This is a genomic window from Polaromonas sp. CG_9.7 (assembly GCF_015752205.1).
Classification (GTDB): domain Bacteria; phylum Pseudomonadota; class Gammaproteobacteria; order Burkholderiales; family Burkholderiaceae_C; genus Polaromonas.
In genome coordinates, this window is the sequence record NZ_JADOVG010000028.1 from 13992 (window position 1) to 36592 (window position 22601).

General features: G+C 59.2%; 24 protein-coding genes and 1 pseudogene. 15 read left to right on the forward strand and 10 right to left on the reverse strand.

Going from position 1 to position 22601, the window contains the following annotated elements:
* Window positions 1–221 precede the first annotated feature (221 nt).
* From IWX87_RS18430 to IWX87_RS18440, 3 genes are all read right to left on the reverse strand, one after another.
* Window positions 222–1019: a fumarylacetoacetate hydrolase family protein gene (locus IWX87_RS18430; protein ID WP_196864971.1), complete on the reverse strand. Its 798-nt coding sequence runs from the start codon at window positions 1017–1019 to the stop codon at window positions 222–224.
* A 135-nt stretch (window positions 1020–1154) separates the two neighbouring features.
* The gene (locus IWX87_RS18435) at window positions 1155–1787 is read right to left on the reverse strand and encodes a MarC family protein (RefSeq protein ID WP_196864972.1); all 633 of its coding nucleotides are present in this window, start codon (window positions 1785–1787) and stop codon (window positions 1155–1157) included.
* Between the two features lie 148 nt (window positions 1788–1935).
* Window positions 1936–2682, reverse strand: a complete 747-nt coding sequence (locus IWX87_RS18440) for an SDR family oxidoreductase (protein ID WP_196864973.1) — start codon at window positions 2680–2682, stop codon at window positions 1936–1938.
* Window positions 2683–2779: 97 nt separating this feature from the next.
* Between IWX87_RS18440 and IWX87_RS18445 the strand changes: the two genes are divergently transcribed.
* Together IWX87_RS18445 and IWX87_RS18450 are read left to right on the forward strand one after the other, a co-directional pair.
* On the forward strand, window positions 2780–3385 hold the full coding sequence (locus IWX87_RS18445) for a 2-hydroxychromene-2-carboxylate isomerase (RefSeq protein WP_196864974.1): 606 nt from the start codon (window positions 2780–2782) through the stop codon (window positions 3383–3385).
* Window positions 3386–3471: 86 nt separating this feature from the next.
* A complete protein-coding gene (locus IWX87_RS18450) occupies window positions 3472–4161 on the forward strand; it encodes a dienelactone hydrolase family protein (RefSeq protein WP_196864975.1) in 690 nt (229 codons plus the stop codon).
* Window positions 4162–4362: 201 nt separating this feature from the next.
* On the opposite strand, the gene IWX87_RS18455 is transcribed toward IWX87_RS18450, so the two are convergent.
* Window positions 4363–5250: a LysR family transcriptional regulator gene (locus tag IWX87_RS18455; RefSeq protein WP_196864976.1), complete on the reverse strand. Its 888-nt coding sequence runs from the start codon at window positions 5248–5250 to the stop codon at window positions 4363–4365.
* A 203-nt stretch (window positions 5251–5453) separates the two neighbouring features.
* Here IWX87_RS18455 and IWX87_RS18460 point away from each other — a divergent pair, with 203 nt between their 5' ends.
* Complete coding sequence (locus tag IWX87_RS18460) at window positions 5454–5771, forward strand: DUF4148 domain-containing protein (protein WP_196864977.1); 318 nt, start codon at window positions 5454–5456, stop codon at window positions 5769–5771.
* A 236-nt stretch (window positions 5772–6007) separates the two neighbouring features.
* Here the strand turns inward: IWX87_RS18460 and IWX87_RS18465 are convergent, their stop codons facing one another.
* The 4 genes from IWX87_RS18465 to IWX87_RS18480 all read right to left on the reverse strand — a co-directional run bounded on the left by IWX87_RS18465 (window position 6008) and on the right by IWX87_RS18480 (window position 10746).
* Window positions 6008–6796 carry a DUF72 domain-containing protein gene (locus tag IWX87_RS18465; RefSeq protein ID WP_196864978.1) on the reverse strand — a complete coding sequence of 263 codons (789 nt, stop codon included), beginning with the start codon at window positions 6794–6796 and terminating at the stop codon, window positions 6008–6010.
* Between the two features lie 93 nt (window positions 6797–6889).
* Window positions 6890–7264, reverse strand: coding sequence for a response regulator (locus IWX87_RS18470; RefSeq protein WP_196864979.1), 375 nt, complete (start codon window positions 7262–7264; stop codon window positions 6890–6892).
* On the reverse strand, window positions 7261–9018 hold the full coding sequence (locus IWX87_RS18475; RefSeq protein ID WP_196864980.1) for an ATP-binding protein: 1758 nt from the start codon (window positions 9016–9018) through the stop codon (window positions 7261–7263). The genes IWX87_RS18470 and IWX87_RS18475 overlap by 4 nt, the downstream gene beginning before the upstream one ends.
* A gap of 78 nt (window positions 9019–9096) precedes the next feature.
* Window positions 9097–10746 (reverse strand): ATP-binding protein, encoded by a 1650-nt coding sequence (locus IWX87_RS18480; RefSeq protein ID WP_196864981.1) that lies wholly within the window; start codon window positions 10744–10746, stop codon window positions 9097–9099.
* Between the two features lie 257 nt (window positions 10747–11003).
* On the opposite strand from IWX87_RS18480, the pseudogene IWX87_RS20090 reads away from it, so the two are divergent.
* From IWX87_RS20090 to IWX87_RS18490, 3 genes and pseudogenes are all read left to right on the forward strand, one after another.
* Window positions 11004–11141: pseudogene (locus IWX87_RS20090) on the forward strand (helix-turn-helix domain-containing protein); the annotation flags it as partial.
* 12 nt (window positions 11142–11153) lie between these two features.
* The gene (locus tag IWX87_RS19805) at window positions 11154–11657 is read left to right on the forward strand and encodes a response regulator (RefSeq protein ID WP_280757238.1); all 504 of its coding nucleotides are present in this window, start codon (window positions 11154–11156) and stop codon (window positions 11655–11657) included.
* Window positions 11658–11700: 43 nt separating this feature from the next.
* On the forward strand, window positions 11701–12039 hold the full coding sequence (locus IWX87_RS18490; RefSeq protein WP_196864983.1) for a hypothetical protein: 339 nt from the start codon (window positions 11701–11703) through the stop codon (window positions 12037–12039).
* Between the two features lie 37 nt (window positions 12040–12076).
* Here IWX87_RS18490 and IWX87_RS18495 read toward each other — a convergent pair whose 3' ends face one another.
* On the reverse strand, window positions 12077–13192 hold the full coding sequence (locus tag IWX87_RS18495; protein ID WP_196864984.1) for a magnesium transporter CorA family protein: 1116 nt from the start codon (window positions 13190–13192) through the stop codon (window positions 12077–12079).
* Between the two features lie 110 nt (window positions 13193–13302).
* Complete coding sequence (gene hemB, locus IWX87_RS18500) at window positions 13303–14319, reverse strand: porphobilinogen synthase (protein WP_196864985.1); 1017 nt, start codon at window positions 14317–14319, stop codon at window positions 13303–13305.
* Window positions 14320–14684: 365 nt separating this feature from the next.
* On the opposite strand from hemB, the gene IWX87_RS18505 reads away from it, so the two are divergent.
* The 9 genes from IWX87_RS18505 to IWX87_RS19810 all read left to right on the forward strand — a co-directional run.
* Complete coding sequence (locus IWX87_RS18505) at window positions 14685–15107, forward strand: CopD family protein (protein ID WP_196864986.1); 423 nt, start codon at window positions 14685–14687, stop codon at window positions 15105–15107.
* Window positions 15108–15268: 161 nt separating this feature from the next.
* A complete protein-coding gene (locus tag IWX87_RS18510) occupies window positions 15269–16366 on the forward strand; it encodes a VanZ family protein (protein WP_280757237.1) in 1098 nt (365 codons plus the stop codon).
* A gap of 9 nt (window positions 16367–16375) precedes the next feature.
* The gene (locus tag IWX87_RS18515; RefSeq protein ID WP_196864988.1) at window positions 16376–16759 is read left to right on the forward strand and encodes a ferredoxin; all 384 of its coding nucleotides are present in this window, start codon (window positions 16376–16378) and stop codon (window positions 16757–16759) included.
* 128 nt (window positions 16760–16887) lie between these two features.
* Window positions 16888–17532, forward strand: a complete 645-nt coding sequence (locus tag IWX87_RS18520) for an alpha/beta hydrolase (RefSeq protein ID WP_196864989.1) — start codon at window positions 16888–16890, stop codon at window positions 17530–17532.
* A gap of 86 nt (window positions 17533–17618) precedes the next feature.
* A complete protein-coding gene (locus IWX87_RS18525) occupies window positions 17619–18827 on the forward strand; it encodes a D-alanyl-D-alanine carboxypeptidase family protein (RefSeq protein ID WP_231374914.1) in 1209 nt (402 codons plus the stop codon).
* Between the two features lie 144 nt (window positions 18828–18971).
* The gene (rpsL, locus tag IWX87_RS18530) at window positions 18972–19349 is read left to right on the forward strand and encodes a 30S ribosomal protein S12 (RefSeq protein ID WP_011799633.1); all 378 of its coding nucleotides are present in this window, start codon (window positions 18972–18974) and stop codon (window positions 19347–19349) included.
* 202 nt (window positions 19350–19551) lie between these two features.
* Window positions 19552–20025: a 30S ribosomal protein S7 gene (gene rpsG / locus IWX87_RS18535; protein WP_011799634.1), complete on the forward strand. Its 474-nt coding sequence runs from the start codon at window positions 19552–19554 to the stop codon at window positions 20023–20025.
* Between the two features lie 206 nt (window positions 20026–20231).
* Window positions 20232–22334 (forward strand): elongation factor G, encoded by a 2103-nt coding sequence (gene fusA / locus IWX87_RS18540; RefSeq protein ID WP_196864990.1) that lies wholly within the window; start codon window positions 20232–20234, stop codon window positions 22332–22334.
* 182 nt (window positions 22335–22516) lie between these two features.
* On the forward strand, window positions 22517–22601 hold an 85-nt coding region (locus tag IWX87_RS19810), incomplete at its 3' end, for a GTP-binding protein (RefSeq protein ID WP_231374917.1).

Genomic DNA, 22601 nt, shown 5'->3' on the forward strand with positions numbered 1-22601 from the left:
TTTAATAGCTGAAAAGGTCCGCTGGTATTGCGCAAAAAGCTTTTTTGGCTTCCAGTTTTGGTTTTGAGGTGTTGTGGCTAAAGCAAAACACCTGACGTGCAAAGTTGCCGTCTGCTTTGCCGCCCGGCCCTGTCTTCAAGGGAGCGCTGGCGTTCTGTCTGGCTTTGCCGCGCAGGACGAACAGGCGCCAGCGGCACCGGGCAAATGACCTGTGCCGGTCCTCAGCGGGCAAGCCCCGGGTTCAGGTTGGAAAAAGCAATTCGGGCCTCCCCGATGCCCTCAAACGTCGCCACCACCAGGTCCCCCGGAAGTGCCGGCAGCACGCCACACCAGGTTCCGGTGGTCACCACGCTGCCGGCGGGAAGTACCTGACCGCCCTGGGTGGCATGGCGCAACCACGCTGCCAGAACCCAGGCCGGATCACTCAGGGAATGCGTGCCCACAAAGGTTTGCGCCGGTGTGCCCGAAATCTCGACACGGCACGGCTGGGTTGACCAGTCGTGCGCCGCATCAAACGGCACCCAGTCGCCCAGCACCAGCGCGCCGTGCGACTGCAGGTCGGCCAGCTTGAGCAAATCAGGTGCCTGCAGGCCTTGCGTCCAGCGCGAATCCACCACCTCGATCGACACGGTCATGGCGTCCACCAGCAGGCAGGCGCTGTCGCGGTCCAGCCGGGCGGCCAGCGCTGCATCGACCGGCACGGCCAGGCGCAGGGCAATTTCAGCCTCAATGCCGCGCATGGCAAAAGGCCGGTCGGTGGTCGCCGGACTGTGCCAGATGCCGTGTTCGGGCAACCGGGCATGGGTTTGCGCATCCTGGCGCGAAGGGCCGCCGGTTTTCCAGTGCGACGGTGCGCCCGGCTTGAACCATGCCAGCTGCTCGGCCACGCCATGCTGCACGGCATACGCCTGCGCCGCACTTGTGATGACCGGGGCAAAGGGTGCGGCATCGGTGGTGTGGTGGCCGCCTCGGGCCTGTACCAGGGCTTGAATGACGGACTGCGCAGAGGCAAGTGGCATGGCGGGCAGGTCTTTCTGAAGTTGGGTGAAGGTCAGAGCGGTTGGCAAAGGCCTGCCGGGTTGGGCTTTGCCTTTGTTCGCGTCCGACGTCAAAAATGTCGGTGTATCCACGACTGCAGAAAATCCCGGCTGGACTCAATGCTTCAGGATGGGGAACAGCTTGCCCAGGCCGTCGGCCATGACTTCCACCGCCAGCGCAGCCAGGATCAGCCCCATCAGCCGCGTCATGACATTGATGCCGGTCTTGCCCAGCACGCGTGAAATCGGCTCGGCCAGTGAAAAGCAAACCGCTGTGGCCAGGCCAATCACCATCCCGTAGCCGACCAGCGTGCCCAGTTGCAGGAACGTCTTGGCTTTTTCGGCATAAATCACCACCGTGGACATGGTCGCCGGGCCGGTCAGCAGCGGGATCGTCAGCGGCACCACGGCAATGCTGGCGCCCTGGGCGGCCTTGGCCGCGCCGTCCTCAAACTCGTTGGTCAGCGGCTTGGCTTCGGCTGGCTGTGCATTGAGCATGTTCATGGCGCTGATGAGCAGCAGCAAGCCGCCGCCGACCTGGAAGCTGGCCAGCGAGATGCCGAAAAATTCCAGAATCTGCAATCCCAGCAAGGCGCTGATGGCAATCACGACAAAGGCGCTGAACGACGCCACTGCCACCGTTCGCTGCCGCTGGGGTCTGGAAAAGCCCTGCGTGTAGTGGATGAAAAACGGCACGATGGCCAGCGGGTTGACGATGGCCAGCAGCGTCACCAGGGGTTTGAAGTCCACGAATCAACTCTTTTCAAAAAGGGAACCTTGGGGCCAACAACAGCGCTGCAGCACTTGGCAAAGGGCGTTCCCTGCCAGCCAGGGCCGCAGGCGCAGCGGCCCCCTCGGGGGGCAGCGCAGTACGCGAAGCGACAAGCGTGGGGGCAATTCACCTTCCGCCCGCCACGTCGAGCAATGCGCCGGTCGTGTAGCTGGACGACGCGCCCATCAGCCAGACGATGGATTCGGCCACTTCCTCGGCACTGCCGGCGCGCTGCATCGGCACCAGCGGCGCCATGTCGCGCACCCGGTCGGGCAAGCCGCCGGAGGCATGGATGCCGGTCTCGATGATGCCCGGCCGCACCGCATTGACACGAATGCCTTCGGCTGCCACTTCCTTGGCCAGGCCGATGGTGAAGCTGTCAATCGCACCCTTGGCCGCCGCATAGTCAACGTATTGCCCAGGCGAGCCCAGCCGGGAGGCAACGCTGGACACATTGACGATGGCGCCGCCCGCGCCGCCGTGCCGCGTGCTCATGCGCCGCACGGCTTCGCGGGCGCACAAAAAGGAGCCGAATACATTGATTTCAAACATCCGCTGCAGGCGCGCAAGGGTGATGGCCTCGACCCGCGTGGTCTGGTCCACCACGCCGGCGTTGTTGACCAGTGCGGTCAAGCGGCCGAATTTGGCGTCAATTTTTTCAAACATCGCCACCACCTGCGTCTCCACGGCCACGTCGGCCTGCACCGCCATGGCCTGGCCGCCGGTCTGGCGAATCTGCCGCACCACCTCGTCGGCGGCCAGCGAGTTGGCGGTGTAGTTGACGGCCACGGCATAGCCGTGCCGTGCGGCCATCAAAGCCGTGGCGGCGCCAATGCCGCGCGAGCCGCCGGTGATCAAAACAAGTTGCGACAAACCAGTCTCCTGCAAAAAATGGCAATCCCGGTTACAAAGGGCATCGCGCTTAAACCCCTGACTGTACTGATTTCCTGACCCCTACCGGAGAAAAATCTTGAGCATCACCGTTGACTATTACTTCACCCCGCAAAGCCCCTGGGTTTACCTGGGGCACGAGCGCTTTGCGCGGATTGCGCGCTCAGCGGGCGCAGCGGTGCGAATGTTGCCAATCGACCTGGGCAAGGTTTTTCCCGTTTCAGGCGGGCTGCCGCTGGGTCAGCGCGCTCCGCAGCGACAGGCTTACCGGTTGCTGGAACTCCGGCGGTATGCGGATTTTCTGCACCTGCCAATGAACGTCAAGCCGAAATTTTTTCCGGTTTCCGGCGACGCTGCTTCACGCCTGATCATTGCCGTTGATCTTCACGACGGGGCAGATGCCGCGATGAAGATCAGCGGCGCGGTCTTTGGCGCCTGCTGGGCGCAGGACAGGCACATCGCCGACGAGAAAGTGCTGGCCGAATTGCTCGACGAAGTCGGCCTGGATGCCGCGCGCCTGGAGCAATCCGCCAGCCAATCTGTACAGGAGCGCTACGAGGCCAATACCGCGCAGGCCATCGAGGCTGGCGTGTTTGGCGCGCCCAGCTACGGGATCGACGGCGAATTGTTCTGGGGTCAGGACCGGCTTGACTTTGTCGAGCGCCGGCTCGGGGCTGCCGTCTAAAGAATCCAGCACTTGCATTTCCCTGCTCTTTTGCTTTTCAGCCTTTCTTTTTTTAAAACAAGTTACCAACAGGAGCTTTTCACACCATGGGTCAATTCACCAGCCTCACCTCTGCCGACGGTTTCACGGTTTCCGCCTATGTGGCCAAACCTGAAGGCACGCCGCGCGCGGCCATCGTCGTGCTGCAGGAAATCTTTGGCGTCAACTCGCACATCCGCGCGGTTGCCGACCGTTTTGCCGCCCAGGGCTATCTGGCTGTGGCGCCGGCCACGTTTGACCGCACCAGGACCGGCGTGGATCTTGGCTACACCGAGGACGACATGAAGGCCGGTTTTGAGCTCAAGACCGCTGTTGACGCGCTGCCGGGCGCTGGCGTGCTGCAAGACATCCAGGCTGCCATCGACCATGCCGCCGAACTCAGCGGCGGCAAGGTCGGCATCATCGGCTTTTGCTGGGGCGGCCTGCTGACCTGGAAAGCCGCCTGCCTGCTCAAGGGCCTGTCGGCAGCGGTTCCCTACTATGGCGGCGGCATGACGGCCGAAGCCGAAATCGCCCGCCAGCCGCAATGCCCCGTGATGGCGCACTTCGGCGACCGCGACCACTGGATTCCGATGGAAGGCATTGAGGCGTTCAAACAAGCACATCCCGAGGTGGCGGTGCATGTTTATTCGGCGGACCACGGCTTCAACTGCGACCAGCGCGGCGCATACGACGAAGCAGCGGCCAAACTGGCGCGTGAGCGCACGCTGGCCTTCCTGGCCGACCAGCTTGGCTGACGGTTAAATGGCGATTGGCTGAAAAACAAGTGTTTTAAGCCTTTTCCGCTTACCAGGTAAGCGTGATTAGCTATTTTATTGATGGCAAATTTCTCGCTCGCATTGAATCGGATGCTTTGGCTGCTCCGATTCGTCAGCTGGTTTGCAGGCAATGCCCCTGTGCCGGGGCGTTGCCTGCGACCACAAACGCTGACAGAAGCTTCAGTCAATCTTCCAGCGTTTTTCCAGGAATGCCAGCAGCGCCTTTAGCGCCGCGCTGTTCTGGCGGCGCTGCGTGTACGCCGCATAAAGCCAGATTGGTTCAGGGGTGAACTCTGGCAGCACGTCTTGCAAGCTGCCGTCTTCGAGCATTTTTTTCACCATCAGACAGGGCAGGCGGGCAACACCCATGCCTTTGACGGCCATCTGCATCAACGTCAAGGAATCGGTCGCGTCCATGCGGCTGCGCAAGGCAACGCTGTGAGGTTTTCCATCCACGTGAAATAACCACGTGGGTTGCAGACCGGAAAGCGACAGCGTCAAGGCATCGTGCAGTGCCAGTTCATCCGGGTGCGCAGGTTGGCCGCGCTTTTCCCAGTACCCCGGGGCGGCGCAGATGACCATGTGCATTGGTCGCAGTTTGCGCACGATGAGATTGGGATCAGGCGTTGCGCCGATACGCAGCGCCAGGTCCATGCCTTCTTCGACCATGTCGCGCACGCTGTTGCTCAAGTCCAGGCTGATCTGCACTTCAGGATAACGTCGCATGAAGTCGGCCAGCAAGATGGACAGTTCCACGCCGCCAATGCCATGCGGCGCCGTTATGCGCAGGCGTCCGCTGGGCTCACGCGAGCGGTGCAGCAATTCGTCGCGTGTCAGGGCCATCATTTCCAGCAAGGGCGTGCTGCGCTCAAGCAGCAAGGTGCCCGCGTCGGTCAGGCTGATGGTGCGCGTGCTGCGGTTGAGCAAGCGCGTGCCGAGTTGCCTTTCCAGCTCCGAAACGTACTTGCTGACATTGGCCTTGGAGACATCCAGCGCGACGGCCGCGCGGGAAAAACCGCCACGGGCTGCCACTTCACGAAAGGTGCTGATAAGTTTGAGGGTGTCCATTGTTTCCATTTCTGAAACAGAGTGATTCTGTCTCAAGGTACTTAAAAATGCAACTAAGCACCTACCTGTTAATCACACCATACGCAAGGTTGCAAACCCTGTGAATCGCGTTTTCGGCACAGCCGGGCTTGACTGATTGGCCAATGCCGCAAAGCGTACCTGATTCAATGGAACCATTAACTTAACTTGAAAGAAACGACATCATGAACACCACCAAAATCCTGGCTTCCACCATCATTGCCATGGCATCGGCCATGGCCGGCAACGCTTTTGCGCAAGCCCCTGACCATGTGTATCCCCCCGTCAACACCATGTCCAGCAGCGTGACGCGGGCAGAAGTCCAGTCCGAACTGGCGCAGGCGCAGAAAAACGGCGTGGCATTGCGCGATACCACTGACCATGGCTATGCAGGCAGCATGGCCGCCATGAATGGCAACACAAGCAAAACGCGTGCTGAAGTGCATGCCGAACTGCACAGCTACATGATGAATGGCGGCGGCATTCCTTACGATCACAGCTAAAGCAAGCATTGACTGACAACACCCGGAACACCGGGCGGTCAGATCAAAAAAAGCGACCAAGGCGGCAATTCGGGCCGCCTGTCCGCATTTCTCCGTGGCCTGCGCTTGCACCTGGCACATTGACCCCATGTTGCTCCCGGCCAGGTCATCTGAACCGGGCTTTGCCATGCCTTGGATGGCGGCAAAAAAAGCGAGCAGCAACCCCATTTTTAGTGCGCAGCGGCTGCGCCATTTCATCACTGGTCCAGCCTTTGCGCGGCGTATAAGGCGTTTTCAATGGCTGCACCTTCAGCGGTGTTGTCAAAGACGCACCAGACGGAAACCCCGGGTGCTGCCGCCTGCTGCAGCCTGGCGACGAGGGCATCAAGCCTGGCACGGTCATAGGCCGAGTAGTACATGCGAGGCGAGCCATGCAGGCGAACATACACCAGGCCGGCAAAGCCACCCGGCAGGTGACCGGCTTCATGCACCACCGGATCTGCCAGCACGCGGCTTGTTTGCCAAGCCTTCAGCAACGGGTCGGCCGATGTCGCAAACCAGCTGACATGTCGTGGTTCAAACGCCACCAAACCGCTGTGGCGCTTGCGCAGAACCTCCAAAAAATCCTCTGTCAATACGGCATCGAAGGCCAGGCTGGGCGGCAGTTGCACCAGCAGGGAGCCAAGTTTTTCACCCAGGCCACCGACCTGCGCCAGAAAGTCGTCGAGCAGCCCGGCGCAACCGGCCAGGCGCTGCTGATGCGTGATGGTTTTGGGCAGCTTGACCGAAAAGCGGAAGTTATCGGGCACGCTGGCTGCCCAGCGGGCATAGGTGGCGGTCTGGTGCGGCCGGTAAAACGACGAGTTGATTTCGACCGCGTTAAACCGGTCGGCATAGCGCTGTAAATGCGTGCCAGCGGCAGGAAACGCTGCCCACAGTGCACGCGGCAGGCTCCAGCCGGCGCAGCCGATGTTGATGCCGCCGCCATGGGGCGAAAGTCGGGTTGGCCCGGACGCTGATTCGTCATAAAAGAGGTTGGTTTGCATGAACCCCCCGGTTTTTATAAAAAAAGCGATTCGCGCTTATCCTGCGTACATAAGCAGCTATCTTTTTTGATGAATAAAAGGTGCGTCAGCTGTTCAGGCGCTGAAGATTGGCAAGGCTTGCGCCATCTGCTGAAAGGAAACAGGCTTGATGAGTACCTGGTCAAACCCGGCCTCCAAAAGAGGCTGCAGGGCTTCTTCCATGCAATGTGCGGTATAGCCCACCACACGGATATCTCCTTGCGGAAATTGCGCCCGGACATGACATGCCAGTTGATCGCCCGACAAGCCGGGCATGCGAATGTCGATCAGCAAGGCGTGCGGTTGCGCCTGTTTCAGACGGCGGATGACGTCATGGCCGTTGCTGAATTCCTCGACTTCCCAGCCCAGCCGCTCCAGGTAGGCGTGCGCCAGAATGCGGTTCACCTCCTCATCGTCAACGACCCAAACCACGGGGTGAAGCTGCGTCATGCTGGTTTTCTTTCTGCGGGAACGCTGTAAGGAATGAAGATGTCAACCGTAGTGCCATATGCCACATTGGAAGTCAGGGTGATTTTGCCGTGCAGGAGATGCAGCAATTCCCTGCACAGTGCCAGACCCAGTCCGAAGCCTTTGAGGCAGGAACTGAAGGCTTGCGCATCAACAGTATTAAAGCGTTCAAACACCTGCGAAGTCTTGTCGGACGCAACGCCGATGCCGGTGTCGATGACGGAAATCAGCAAACCTTCGTTCCCTGCGGGTTTGACCATTATTAAAATTGAGCCAGTGGGTGTGAACTTGATGGCGTTGTGGATCACGTTGTTCATGACTTGAACCAGTTTGGCACGGTCAGACTGCACCGTATTCTGCACAAGGTCATTTATCGAAAGCGACAACTCGACGTTTTTTTCGTCAGCATTCACCTTGTGAATCGTTATCAGCATTTCCATCAGCTCGGGTATTTGGACAGGCTCCAGCGTCAGCCCCATCTTGCCCGACTCGATCTTTGTCAGGTCCAGAATGGTGTTGACCAGTGCATTCAGATGGGTGCCGCTTTTGTGGATCAGACCCGCGTACTGAATGATCCGGGGTTCGGGGGAGGTGTCGCGGATCAACTCCGAAAAGCCGAGTATCGAGTTCAGCGGCGTGCGCAACTCGTGCGACAACGAAGCCAGGAAGTTTGACTTGATCTGGTTGCCCTCCAGTGCCCGCAGGCGGTTTTCTTCAAGCAGGTCAAGATAGCGTTTTTGCTTTTTGGCCAGCCGGGCAATGGTGGTGGCCACCACGGTCAACACCACGGCCAGCGCCAGCGCCAGGCTACGGATCAGATTCCAGCGGCTGTTGAAATTTTGCAACTGTTCGTGCAGTCCCGTACCCACCGTCACCAACAGCGGATAGCCCTCCACGCGGTGAAATCCAATCCGGCGGTAAATTCCGTCGCCAAGATCCGGTTCGTCATAAATACCGGCAGGCAGGGTGCTGACTTGCTTCCAATTGGGTGATGCCTGGGCATCCTGACCGGCGCTGAATCCCTGGTTGGTCAGTCGGAAGCGAACGATTCCGTCCAAACCAATGATGGACAGCCTGCCCTGATGGGTCAGCGCCTTCAAGTCAGTGAAAAAATTTTTCAGCAGTTCCGGGTCAATGCTGGCCACGATCACGCCCATAAATTTTCCGTCAGGGTCCAGCATGGGCCGCACCAACTGCAGCGACAACTTATTGGATACCCGGCCGAGCACTGGCTCGCTGATGAACAGGCGGTCTTCGGAATTGTTCTTGAAGACCTGGAAGTGCACCTGGTCTGCGATGCTGACCGGCATGCCGGGCATGCCCAGTGAGGTATCCACTACCTGACCTTCGACATTGGCCACGGTAACTTGCAGCACCATGCCATTGAGCTCTTGCAGCTGGCTGTTCATGGCGGCCTGTGCCGGCAGGCGCAAGCCCTGCAGATGCTGCTTGCGCAACACTGTGAGCTGCCGGTCAACGATAGCCAGATTAAACATGACAAACTTGGCGTAACCTTTGGCGTTCAGGGACACGTTCGCGTCCAGCGCATTATTGACACCTCGCTGGTCAGCCCGGTGCACCAGCAGCGCAGCGCTGCCCAGCACCGCGATGCTCAGGCTGCAGGCAATCCAGGCCAGGCGCGCAATGCCCATGGCATGGACCAGACGCCACCACGCTGCAATATTCCAGGTTCCACCAACGGCATTGACACGGAGTTCACTGGGCAAAAAAGACATGTGTGGCGTTTTGGCGTGGGAGTCAATGTTGGAAGAATATAAGCAAAAAATACGGAAGACGGTACTGAGTTTGGCTTTTTAGAATTCGACCTGGCCTGTCTGGCAGGTCTCGAGCGCTGACGTCAGCGCTTGCAGCATGGCTACCCGCGACAGTGGCTTGGTCAGACTGTTCGTCATGCCTGCGCTCAGGCAGCGGTTCATGTCTTCGCTGAAAGCGTGGCCGCTGATGCCGATGATTGGAAGGGCCGCCAGGTAACGCTGGCGTGCAGGCGAATCCTGCGGCTGGGGCTGGCGAATGCGTCGGGTAGCCGTCAGTCCGTCCATTACCGGCATGGAAACGTCCATGAGCACGGCGTCAAAATAGCTTTCCTTTGACAACTCATCAAGCGCTTCCTGGCCGTTGGCGCGGCATACCGTCACCGCCTCTGCCTGGTGCAGCCACGCTTGCAGCAGTATCTGGTTGGTCAGATCGTCTTCAACCACCAAAATGCGCAAGCCAGCCAGCCGCTCCAGCCCGGCGGGAGGGGCGGTTTCCATGGCCGTCACCAATGAATGGCTAAGCTGCAGATCGACCCAGAATTCAAAGGTCGAACCCTTGCCGGGCTGGCTCCTCACTGAAAGTTCGCCGCCCATCAGCTCAACCAGTTCCTTGCTGATGTACAAGCCCAGGCCCGAGCCGCCATGGTGCCGGCTCACCGATGCGCTGCCTTGATGAAACGAGTCAAAAAGCTGCGCTTGCTGTTCAGGCTGAATACCCATGCCGGTGTCGGTGACTGATATCGTCAGGCGCCACAGGTCTTGTTGTGCAAGCAGTATTCGGGAATAAACAGCAACCTTCACACTGCCTTGAGGCGTGAACTTGAGCGCGTTGCTCACCAGGTTGTTAACCACCTGCGACAAGCGATGCGGATCCCCGATATAGCATGTGTGCGGTAGTGCGTGTTCAAGTTGCAGCGCAACGCCTTTGTCCCCGGCCAGCGGGCTGAAGGCATGAACCGCGGCACTGAGGATTTCAACCAAATCAAAAGGCACCTGTTCGGTTTCAACCAGTCCTGCCTCGATTTTTGAAAAATCCAGCACATCCTTGATCAATGCACGCAAGTTACGCGAGCTTTTTTTCAGGCTGGACACGTAGGTGCGCTGCTGTGAATCGAGCGATGACGAGGCGAGCAAGTCGATCATGCCCAGCACGCCGTTCAATGGCGTCCGGATTTCATGGCTCATGCTGGAGAGGAAACGGCTTTTGTTTTCACTGGCCTGCTTGAACTCATGTGTCTGCTCCTTGGCCAGGCGCAGTTCCAGATCTTCAATCAAGGCAAAGCGCAACGACAGGCAAATGTGCATTTGCCCCTGCCAGGCGAAATGCGCGACAGACAGCCTGGTTTTTTTGAGCTGCAGGTTGCTGTTGAGAATCCATATGTCCATGTCTTGCACCACCTGATCTTGCGCGGGGACTGCGCCCTTTACGTGCAAAAGTAGCTTCAGTTTTTGCTGATCTGTGGGCGTGAACAACTGGGAAACAGGGCTGCCGAGCAGATGGCTGGAGCGCCATCCGAGCAGCCGGGTGACGGGTTTGCTGACATAAACAATGACGCCTTCGGCATTGACCACCAAGGTCACGCACGGCAACAGATCGAGTGCTTGCCCGGCCAGCCCGTCCAGACCGGCAGAGGGCAGGGCAGGGGTGTCAGAGTACTTTGCTAAAAATGTCTTGAGTAAACGTTTCATAGCATGGCTTGAGAGCCTGGTTCCTGGGACGCTTGACCTGGAATTCGACGTTTTATCAGTCTGATAATCACAATGTTCGTTTATTTATCTGTTGATCATTGTCAATTTATCGATTTTGGTAAAGTATGGATCAATTTGTGATTTTTTTTGAATGTTGGCGAGTTATTCATCGGTGCGCCCGAAGCCTTTTGCATACACCTGCCAGTGCCTGCGGCAACACACGCGTAGTTCACTCGATTGTAAGAATGTTGTAAATAGTGAAAGAAGATTTTTTTGGTATTGGCGCGGCATCCAGGATTCTTGGGCTGTCCAGGAGGTCTCTGCAAAAGCTGGTCGATTCGGGAAGGATTCCGGCTGTCAAAACCACAGGCGGGCACCGCCGGATAACGCGTGATGCAGTCAATGCCGTGAGTCACAAAACCGGGCCAAATGCATTGCTGCGCAGGGTTGAGTCGCCTGCCGCTGGGGCGGGTGTGCTGGCCGCTCAACGGCCAGAAGCGTTGACTGTTCTCCTGGTCGAAGATGGTGCCGCCACGGGAGCGCTCATCGCCCACAGGCTTGGAGAATGTTACCCGTGCGTCAATTTTTTGCTGGCGACCGATGGCCTGGAAGCCGTGCTGATGCTGGAGCGCAACCGTCCCCAAATCCTGATCACCGATCTGAACATGGAGCCGTTTGACGGCTTCATGCTGCTGCAGCTGGTCAGCGGTCGGCCCGAATACCAGTCAGTTGCGCTGGTGGTCACTTCCTGCATGAGCGAGCAGGAAATTGACCGGCGCGGCGGACTCCCGCCCAACATGCTGTTTTTCCCCAAGCCGCTTGATTTGCAACGGCTGCGGGGCTTTGTCGATGCGCATGTCCAGCGGTGTTACGTCAACGCACGGCAGGTCCTGGTGCGGAACAAGGCATGAGCCGCTCCTGTCCCGCTCTGGTCTTTGCTTGCAGGGCAAGCTCATGAGCGCCGAAATCGATTTGCGGAAGTTTGAGCAAACTTCCGGCAACCTGAAATGGCTGCCCATGGTGGCCGCCGCATTTTTGCGGCAGTTGCCCCAATGGCGTGTGGATTTTGCTGCCGCCCTGGCGACGAGAAACCTCACCTACCAAGGTGATCTGCTGCACAAAATCAAGGGATCCTGTTACGCCGTGGCGGCCTACCCCACCATCGAGGTGATTCGTCAGGCTGAAGCGGCGCATGCGCTCGGCAAGCCGCTGAGGCCGTCCCGGCTGCTTCGCCATCTGGAATCGGTCGAGGCCGAACTGCACGCCATCGTCGCCAGCGCGCCGGCCAAGTGAGCGGCGCAGTCTGACTGGCGGCTGTGCAGAATCGGCCTTAGCGGCTGGTTCGCGCCAGATATTGCTTGCGCCAGAACACCGACACGACCACCACGACCAGCAAGACCATCAGGCCGAACGTCCACCAAAACCCGGCCGAGCTGTGGATGGCGGGCAAAAACTCGAAGTTCATGCCAAAAAACCCGGTGATCAGGTTCAGCGGCAAGAACACCGCCGTCAACGCGGTCAGCGTGCGCATGATGTCGTTGGTGCGGTTGCTCTGCGCCGAAAAATGCATCTGCACTGCTGTTTCGGCGCTTTGTTCCATGCGCCGCACATGGTGAACCACGCGCTCGATGTGCTCCAGAACGTCGCGCGAGCGCACCTTGAGCAGCTCGCGCTCGCGCATGCCCGCCGGCGTGTCGGCATCGGGCCAGGTTTCAATCGAATCGATCCAGTCCTGCACGGCGGCGCGCTGGTCTTCGCAAATCTCGTCAAGCAAATGCAACGCCAGCCGCGCATCGAGCACCGAACTCCAGTTGGTGAAGCGGCTGCCGGGCTTGAGCAGTTCGGACTGCCAGTGGTCCATCTGGCGCGTCAGTTCGCGGCGCAGCGCCAGGTAGCCATCGACCATCTGGTTGACGATGCGCAGCATCAGGTCAGCCGGGCTGGCCGGCAGTTTCACACCGTTGGCGCGCGCCTCGCTGGACGTCGCATTGAGCAGCTTGAGCGCATACGCTTCGCGCACCGAGCAGCCCGCCGGGTGCACTGTCAGCAGCACCCGGTCGAACACCGCAAAGCCCACAGGACTGGTGTCGATGCGCTTGAGCACCGGCGGGCCGCTGCGCTTGCTCGGTTGGTGCAGTGGCTCGCCGGGCTGCGCCAGGTCAGTTTCGGTCTGGCCTGCCGCCAGCCGGCGAAACACCAGCATGTCGTACTGCGAGGTGTAATCGTAGTGCGACGGCAACTGGTTGTTCAGCAGGTCGGACACATGCAAGTCCACCAGTTGCGTGCCGCACAAGGTTTGCAACGTGGCCTGGATGGGCGCCAGCATCACCTCGAACTCGCGCCGGGCGCAGGCAATCCAGACAAAGCCCTGCACCGGCAGTTCGGTCGGCAGGGCGTCGCTTTCGGTCACGCCGTGCTGGCCGGAGAGGATGGTGAACACGCGCATGAAGGCTCAAGTCTCTGGGTTAAGCATCAAATTGGCTGTTTGCGCATGGTGGACGGTTGCAGACAGCTACAATTTTTGTAGCAAATGGCGTTGAAACCGGTGCTGATGCTTCAGCCCCGGCGCAGCTTGCGGGCCGCATCCAGCGCAAAGTAGGTCAGCACGCCATCGGCGCCGGCGCGCTTGAAGGCCAGCAGACTTTCCATCATCACCGCGTCGTGGTCAAGCCAGCCGTTCAGCGCGGCGGCTTTCAGCATGGCGTATTCGCCACTGACCTGGTAGGCGAAAGTCGGCACCTGGAATTCGTCTTTCACGCGGCGCACCACGTCCAGGTAGGGCATGCCGGGCTTGACCATCACCATGTCGGCGCCCTCGGCAATGTCCATCGCCACTTCGCGCAGCGCTTCGTCCGAGTTGCCCGGGTCCATCTGGTAGACCTTCTTGTCGGCCTTGCCCAGGTTGCCGCTTGAGCCGACCGCATCGCGGAACGGGCCGTAAAACGCACTGGCGTACTTGGCGCTGTAGGCCATGATGCGGGTGTGGATCAGGTCCTGGCTTTCCAGCGCGGCGCGAATGGCGCCGATGCGGCCGTCCATCATGTCGCTGGGCGCGACAATGTCCACGCCGGCTTCGGCCTGCGTCAGCGCCTGCTGGACCAGCACTTCCAGCGTCTCGTCGTTCAGGATGTAGCCGTTGGCGTCCGGCAGGCCGTCTTGGCCATGGGTGGTGAACGGGTCAAGCGCCACGTCGGTCATGATGCCGAGTTCCGGGAAACGCCGCTTGAGTTCGCGCACCACATGCGGCACCAAGCCTTCGGGGTTGGTGGCTTCGTCGCCGTTTTCGGATTTGAGCGACGCGTCGATCACCGGGAACAGCGCCATCACCGGAATGCCCAGCTTGACGCATTCCTCGGCCACCGGCAGCAGCAGGTCCAGGCTGACACGCTCGACGCCCGGCATCGAACCCACCGGCTCGCGCCGCTGCTGGCCGGCCAGCACGAACACCGGGTAAATCAGGTCATGCACCGTCAGCGCGTTTTCACGCACCAGGTTGCGCGTGAAATTGTCACGGCGCAAGCGACGGGGGCGACCCATCGGGAAAGAAGCGAAGTTGGAGGCGTGAAAGGTCATGGGCAAATTGTGCCAAAGCTTTGCATCCGGCACGAATGCCTTGTGCAGTGTCCTTTTTGGACAGAAATGTGCCAGTCTTTACACGCACTTACGGCTGTTGAGCTCAATGTGCCATGGCGATACCGGGGTGCGGGTACTAGAATAAAAGTGTGCGGTTACCAGTGTTTGGCGATTGCATCCCGCTTTTCCTCCCTGAGCGGGGCCTTTGCGTGTGACAGCAAAGAGGCGTTTCAATCCCGGCGGGCCATCAGGTCGCCGGGATTTTTTTTTGACCATTTTCAGAACTGCTGGCGTATTGCCTGAACAGGCGCAGGCCAACACAGCAGCAAGCGCGTGGGTGAAATCGCACGGACTAAACTACGCCGATGCTCTGGGTCAAATCCTTTCACATCGTTTTCATCGCCAGCTGGTTCGCCGGCCTTTTTTACCTGCCGCGGATTTTCGTCAACCTAGCCATGGTGCCGCCGCAAAGCATTGCCGAGCGTGACCGGCTGCTGCTGATGGCCCACAAGCTGATGCGCTTCACTACGATCCTGGCGGTGCCGGCCATCGTTTTGGGGCTGTGGTTGTGGCTTGGCTACGGCATCGGGCGCGGCAGCGGCTGGATGCATGCCAAGCTGGTCGTGGTAGTGCTTGCAATTGGCTACCACCATGCCTGCGGCCGCATGCTGGCGAAGTTCGTCGCCAACCGCAACACCCGCAGCCATGTCTGGATGCGCTGGTTCAATGAAGTGCCCGTGCTGCTGCTGGTCGCCGCCGTCATCCTGGTGGTCGTCAAGCCGTTTTAAAAGAAAAGCAGCACGAAAAGGCAATGCCAGACGACCCGACCCCGCCGCACCCGGATTTCCCAGCAGACGCCGGCAGGCCGGCTCTGCCGGATGCCCTGCGTCGCCCCCTGCAAGGGGGAAAGGAACTACACGAAGCGAAGCGAAGTGAGGACGATGGGGGTGTGGCTAGCCTTCTGGCGCTGGCGCTGGTCTGCCTGGTCATTTACGCCAGCCTGTATCCGTTTTCGGACTGGCGCAACCAGGGTATTTCGCCGCTGCGCTTCCTGGCCTCGCCTCTGCCAAAGTACTGGACCGGCTTTGATGTCGGCATCAATCTGGCGGGTTACGCGCCGCTCGGGTTCTTGCTGACCGTGTCGGCGCTGCGCAGCCGGCGCATAACCTGGGCGGTCAGTGTTGCGGTGCTGGGCGCCGGCCTGTTGTCACTGGCAATGGAAACGCTGCAAAGCTATTTGCCGTCGCGCATTCCCTCTAATGTTGATTTGGCGCTGAACACACTGGGCGCCTGGCTGGGGGCCTGTTTCGCGCTGGTGCTGGAGCGTTCCGGACTGATCGACCGCTGGAGCCGACTGCGGGCGCGCTGGTTTTCAGCCGATGCGCGCAGTGTGCTGGTGCTGCTCTTGCTCTGGCCGCTGGCCTTGCTGTTTCCGGCGTCGATACCGATGGGGCTGGGGCAGGTCTTTGAACGGCTGGAATCGACGCTCGCCGATGTGCTGGCCGACACGCCCTTTCTTGAATGGATGCCAATGCGCGAGGTCGAACTTCAACCCCTCGTGCCGCTGGCCGAACTGGTCTGCGTGGCACTGGGCGCGCTGATTCCCTGCCTGCTGGGTTACTGCGTGATCCGTGCGCTGTGGCAGCGCGCCGTGTTTGCCGTTTTTGCCCTGGGCGTCGGCCTGGGGGCATCGGCGCTGTCGGCCGCTCTCAGCTACGGACCCCAACATGCCTGGGCTTGGCTGGATGTGCCGGTCCAGGCCGGCATCGGCCTGGCCGTGTTGATGGCCGTGCTGCTGCTGGCCGCGCCGCGCCGCGCCGCGGCCGCGCTGGCGCTGCTGGCGCTGGCGACCCACCTGAGCCTGCTCAACCAGGCGCCGACCAACCCTTACTTTGCCCAGACACTGCAAATCTGGGAGCAGGGCCGTTTCATCCAGTTTTACGGCCTGGTGCAGTGGCTGGGCTGGCTCTGGCCGTATGCTGCGCTGGCCTGCATGCTGGCGCGGCTTTCCAGCCCTGAGCCGAAGGCGCTCGCCGCTGAAAAGTAAAATTGACGCATGACTCATTCCACTGCCCCGAACCCTTCGCCAGATGGCGTCCAGCCCGTCCCTGCGACCTCTTACTATGAACGGCACATCTTCTTTTGCCTGAATCAGCGTGGCAAGGGAGAAGAGTGCTGTGCCGACCAAGGCGCCGAGAAGGCTTTTGACCGTTGCAAGAAGCTGGTCAAAGCCGCCGGGTTGTCCGGGCCGGGCCAGGTGCGCGTGAACAAGGCCGGTTGCCTGGACCGCTGCGCCGGCGGGCCGGTGGCGGTGGTCTACCCGGAAGGCGTCTGGTACAGCTACTTGGACGCCAGCGACATCGACGAGATTGTCGAGTCACACCTGAAGAACGGCCAAGTGGTCGAACGCCTGCTGACGCCGCCTCATCTGGGGCGTTAGGATTTTTCACCAGCTGAATCGCTGGAATGGGCATGATTTAAGCCATTTGCGCAATACTGAATTGCACTAGCTGCTATTATTTAAATAGCATTTGGCTGCCACAAAGAGAAAGAGAGAAAACGATTTCCATGAACTCCCAAACCCAGAAGACCAGTATTGCCGGCCCGGCCGGCGTGCTGGAGCTTGCCCTGGATCTGCCGGCAGGCACATCGCGCGGCATTGCCGTCATTGCCCATCCGCATCCGCTGTTTGGCGGCACGCTGGACAACAAGGTGGTGCAAACGCTGGCGCGGGCCTTCGTGCAGTCGGGCTGGACGGCGGTGCGTTTCAACTTTCGCGGTGTCGGCGGCAGCGCCGGCAGCCACGATGAAGGCCGGGGCGAACTGGAAGACCTGCTGGCGGTGGTGCAGCATGCGGCGCCCGCTGGCGAAGAACAGGCCGCATTGGCACTGGCCGGTTTCTCGTTTGGGGCTTTTGTCACCACGCACGCCTTTGCCCGGCTGCAGGCGCAGCGCCCGATTGAAAAGCTGGTGCTGGTGGGCACCAGCGTCAGCCGCGCGCCTGCCGCGCCCATCGACACCGCAGCGCACAGCCGCACACTGGTGGTGCATGGCGAACAGGACGACACTGTGCTGCTGCCCGATGTGATGGACTGGGCGCGTCCGCAGTCATTGCCTGTTACGGTTGTCCCCGGGGTGGGGCATTTCTTTCATGGACAATTGCCGTTGTTGAAAACCCTGGTGATCCGCCATCTGGCATCACCTGTGCATTGAATCTTTTGGAGCAGATGCGGTCCATCGCCTCTCGCTTGCGTTTTCTCGCTTTTTCCTTACTTGTTTTTCTTACCGGTTTTTTTGACATGCAATGCTTCTTCAAGGCCCCTGTCGGCCTGCGCTCTCTTGCCTCCACGCTGATCCTGTTTGTCTCGGTGGCGCTTCCGGCAGCGCATGCCCAGACACCGCAAGTGCCTGAAATCGCCGCCCGCTCCTATTTGCTGCTTGACGTAACGGCCAACCAGATCCTTGCCGCCAAGGACATTGATTCACCGGTCGAGCCGGCATCGCTGACCAAGTTGATGACCGAATACCTGGTGTTCGATGCACTCAAGTCAAAGAAAATCACGCTGACCCAGACCTTTGGCGTGAGCGAGAAGGCCTGGAAAATGCCCGGTTCTCGCATGTTCATCGATCCCAAGATGCAGGTGCCGGTCGAGGACCTGATAAAGGGCATGATCGTGCAGTCGGGCAACGACGCCACCATGGCGCTGGCAGAAGGCGTGGGCGGAACCGTCGAGCATTTCGTCGAACTGATGAACCAGCAGGCCAAGGCGCTGGGCATGAAATCGACCAGCTACAAGAATCCTGAAGGTCTGACCGAGACCGGCCACACCACCACGGCGCGCGACCTGAGCATTTTGTCCACGCGCCTGATGAGCGACTTCCCCGATTACATCGGTTACTCGGCGATCAAGAAATACCGCTACCCCGGAACGCCAGCGAGCAATGACACCAACCGCAACACGCTGCTGTTCCGCGACCCCACGGTTGACGGCCTGAAAACCGGTCATACCAATGCCGCCGGCTACTGCATGATTGCCACGGCCAAGCGCGAATTTCCAAACCTCGGCGCCGGCGGCAAGCCCGGCGAACGGCGTCTGGTGGCAATCGTGCTGGGCGCTTCGAGCGACAGCGCCCGCGCCAATGAAACGCAAAAGCTGTTGAACTGGGGCTACACCGCGTTTGAAGCGGTCAAGTTGTTCGATGCCGGCCAGGCTGTGGTCTCGCCTGCGGTCTGGAAGGGCAAGGACGCCGTGGTCAAGCTGGGCCGCCCGGAGGCCATCGTGGTGGCCGTGACGGCTGGCAGCGCGTCCAGACTCAAGACCCAGGTCGCCCGGCCCGAGCCGCTGGTGGCGCCTTTCAAGAAGGGCCAGCAGATCGGCAGCCTGAAGATCATGAATGGCGACGACCCCGTGCCGATGGCTGAAGTGCCGCTGGTGGCGCTGGACGCCGTGGAAGAGGCCGGCATCATGGGCCGCGCCTGGGACTCGATCCGGCTCTGGATCAAGTAGAAAAACAAGCGGGATGTGTGCTGGCTGGCACATGTCCCTTGAGACTTTTGGCCAGCTGGCTTATACTCGAAGGCTTTTCCGCTTTTGGTGCGGAGAAGTTTTCCGTATTTTTATATCGTTTTCCAGACGTTTAGGGACGTTTCAATGCCAACCATCAATCAGTTAGTCCGTCAGGGGCGCGAGGTCGAAAAGATCAAGTCAAAAAGCCCCGCGATGGAAAATTCTCCACAGCGCCGTGGCGTTTGCACCCGCGTGTACACCACCACGCCTAAAAAGCCAAACTCCGCTTTGCGTAAAGTCGCCAAAGTGCGCCTGACCAACGGATTTGAAATCATTTCCTACATCGGCGGCGAAGGCCACAACCTGCAGGAACACAGCGTCGTGCTGGTTCGCGGCGGTCGTGTCAAGGACTTGCCTGGTGTGCGCTACCACATCGTTCGTGGCTCGCTCGACTTGCAAGGCGTGAAAGACCGCAAGCAGTCGCGTTCCAAGTACGGCGCCAAGCGTCCAAAGGCTAAATAAGCCAACTGGTTCGAGCCTGACGGTTCGCGCCCGAAGAAACTGTCAAGGTTTTTTCAAAAAACAGGTGCTTGACTCACCCTGGCCGGTGTTTTGAGCGAAGTGACCCAAGTGCAAATTGTTTGTGCCGGTCGAGTAAGTGAGGGTTTGCTAACTCTCGCGGTGTTGCCGAAAGCAGCGCCAACTGAAGCAAAGAGGTGAAAAAATGCCACGTCGTCGCGAAGTCCCTAAACGTGAAATTCTTCCTGATCCAAAATTTGGCGATGTCGATCTTGCCAAATTCATGAACGTCATCATGCAAGGCGGCAAGAAAGCCGTCGCAGAGCGCATCATTTATGGCGCTCTGGAGCAAATCGAGAAAAAGAACCCCGGCAAAGATCCGCTGGAGGCTTTCCACATGGCCATCGGCAACATCAAGCCCATGGTTGAAGTGAAGTCCCGTCGCGTCGGTGGTGCAAACTACCAGGTGCCGGTTGAAGTGCGTCCTGTCCGTCGCATGGCTTTGGCCATGCGCTGGCTGAAAGAAGCCGCCAAGAAGCGTGGCGAAAAATCAATGTCATTGCGCCTGGCCAATGAATTGATGGAAGCCACTGAAGGCCGTGGCGGTGCCATGAAAAAGCGTGACGAAGTTCACCGCATGGCCGAAGCCAACAAGGCGTTCAGCCACTTCCGCTTCTAATTGAATCGATTGCAGTGTTGACTGCGTGTTGATTTGACGGGTTGCTGATCGGATCATCAAGGAACCAAAATCCTTGATTCCTGACGGTTCAACCCCAACTTCTGCCGGCTCGGTGCCAAAAGCGCCCGGCCGGCAGACGCGTAGAAAAACAAGAGAACTATCTTGTCAACGAGTCTTTGTTCGCAACACCGAACTGAAAGTTATTTATGTCCCGCGCTACCCCCATTAAAAACTACCGCAACATTGGTATTTCCGCGCACATTGATGCCGGCAAGACCACCACCACCGAGCGAATTCTTTTTTACACCGGCGTAAGCCACAAGATTGGTGAAGTGCATGATGGCGCGGCCACCATGGACTGGATGGAGCAGGAGCAAGAGCGTGGCATCACGATCACTTCGGCTGCAACCACCTGTTTCTGGAAAGGCATGGACGCTTCTTTTCCAGAGCACCGCATCAACATCATCGATACCCCGGGTCACGTTGACTTCACGATTGAAGTCGAGCGCTCGATGCGCGTGCTCGACGGCGCCTGCATGGTTTATTGCGCTGTCGGCGGTGTTCAGCCGCAGTCCGAAACCGTCTGGCGCCAAGCCAACAAGTACAAGGTGCCACGCCTGGCCTTCGTCAACAAGATGGACCGCACCGGCGCGAACTTCTTCAAGGTTGTCGAAGGCATGAAGCTGCGCCTGAAAGCCAACCCCGTACCCATGGTGATCCCTATCGGCGCTGAAGAAAACTTCACCGGCGTTGTGGACCTGATCATGATGAAAGCCATCATCTGGGATGAAGCTTCGCAGGGCATGAAGTTTGAATACAAAGAAATTCCAGCCGAGCTGCTGGAATTGGCCAAGGAATGGCGCGAAAAGATGGTTGAGGCTGCTGCCGAAGCCAACGAAGAACTCATGAACAAATACCTCGAAGAAGGTGATTTGTCCGAGGCAGAGATCAAGTTCGGCATCCGCACGCGCACTATTGCCAGCGAAATCCAGCCGATGTACTGCGGTTCTGCCTTCAAGAACAAGGGCGTGCAGCGCATGCTGGACGCCGTGATTGACTTCATGCCTTCACCCATCGACATCCCGCCTGTCAAAGGTACCGATGACGATGAAGCGCCTGTCACCCGCAAAGCTGACGACTCCGAGAAGTTCTCGGCGCTGGCTTTCAAACTGATGACCGACCCGTTCGTCGGCCAGTTGACATTTGTCCGTGTCTACTCTGGTGTGCTTAAAAAGGGCGATACCGTTTACAACCCGATCAAAGGCAAGAAAGAGCGTATTGGCCGAATCGTGCAAATGCACGCCAACGAGCGTCAGGAAGTCAGTGAAATCGTTGCCGGCGACATTGCCGCCTGCGTGGGTCTGAAAGACGTGACGACTGGCGAAACGCTGTGCGATCCTGATGCCATCATCATGCTTGAACGCATGGTCTTCCCTGAGCCGGTGATTGCACAGGCCGTCGAACCAAAAACCAAGGCCGATCAGGAAAAAATGGGTATTGCCCTGCAGCGCCTGGCCGCAGAAGATCCATCGTTCCGCGTCAAGACTGACGAAGAATCGGGCCAGACCATCATCGCCGGCATGGGCGAGCTGCACCTGGAGATCATTGTTGACCGCATGAAGCGCGAATTCGGCGTGGAAGCCAACGTTGGCAAGCCGCAAGTGGCCTACCGCGAAACCATCCGCAAGACCATCGAAGATGCCGAAGGCAAGTTCGTGCGCCAGTCGGGCGGCAAGGGTCAGTACGGCCACGTCGTGCTGAAGATCGAGCCGAACGAACCCGGCAAGGGCATCGAGTTCATCGACGCCATCAAGGGTGGTGTGGTGCCGCGCGAGTACATTCCTGCCGTTGAAAAGGGCATCAACGAAGCTGTGACTTCAGGCGTGCTGGCTGGTTACCCGGTGGTTGACGTCAAGGTGACGTTGCACTTCGGCTCTTACCATGACGTGGACTCGAACGAACTTGCGTTCAAGATGGCCGCAATCTTTGGCTTCAAGGAAGGCTGCCGCAAGGCCAGCCCGGTCATTCTCGAGCCGATGATGGCAGTTGAAGTCGAAACGCCTGAAGACTACGCCGGCAACGTGATGGGCGATCTGGCCTCACGCCGCGGCATGGTGCAGGGCATGGAAGACATGCTGGGTGGCGGCAAGGTCATCAAGGCTGAAGTGCCTTTGTCCGAAATGTTCGGCTACTCGACCACGCTGCGTTCTGCGACGCAAGGCCGTGCGACCTACTCGATGGAATTCAAGCACTACTCCGAAGCGCCGCGCAATGTGTCCGAAGCCATCATGGCTGCGAGAGCTAAGTAAAAAAATTGCGGGACAGACCGAAGGACGCGCAAAACGCCCCTTCGCTCTGTTCCCAACTGGCTAGTCCCCGAATTAAATCCCCTGTCTGCGATTACGCGCCTTTCACTGCCCGTGGTGAAAAATAATGCAGCGTAGTGCAAACGTTAAACCTTACACGGGCATGTTCTTTACTGGAGTTGAAAATGGGAAAAGAGAAATTTTCGCGGACCAAGCCGCACGTGAACGTTGGCACGATTGGCCACGTTGACCATGGCAAGACCACGCTGA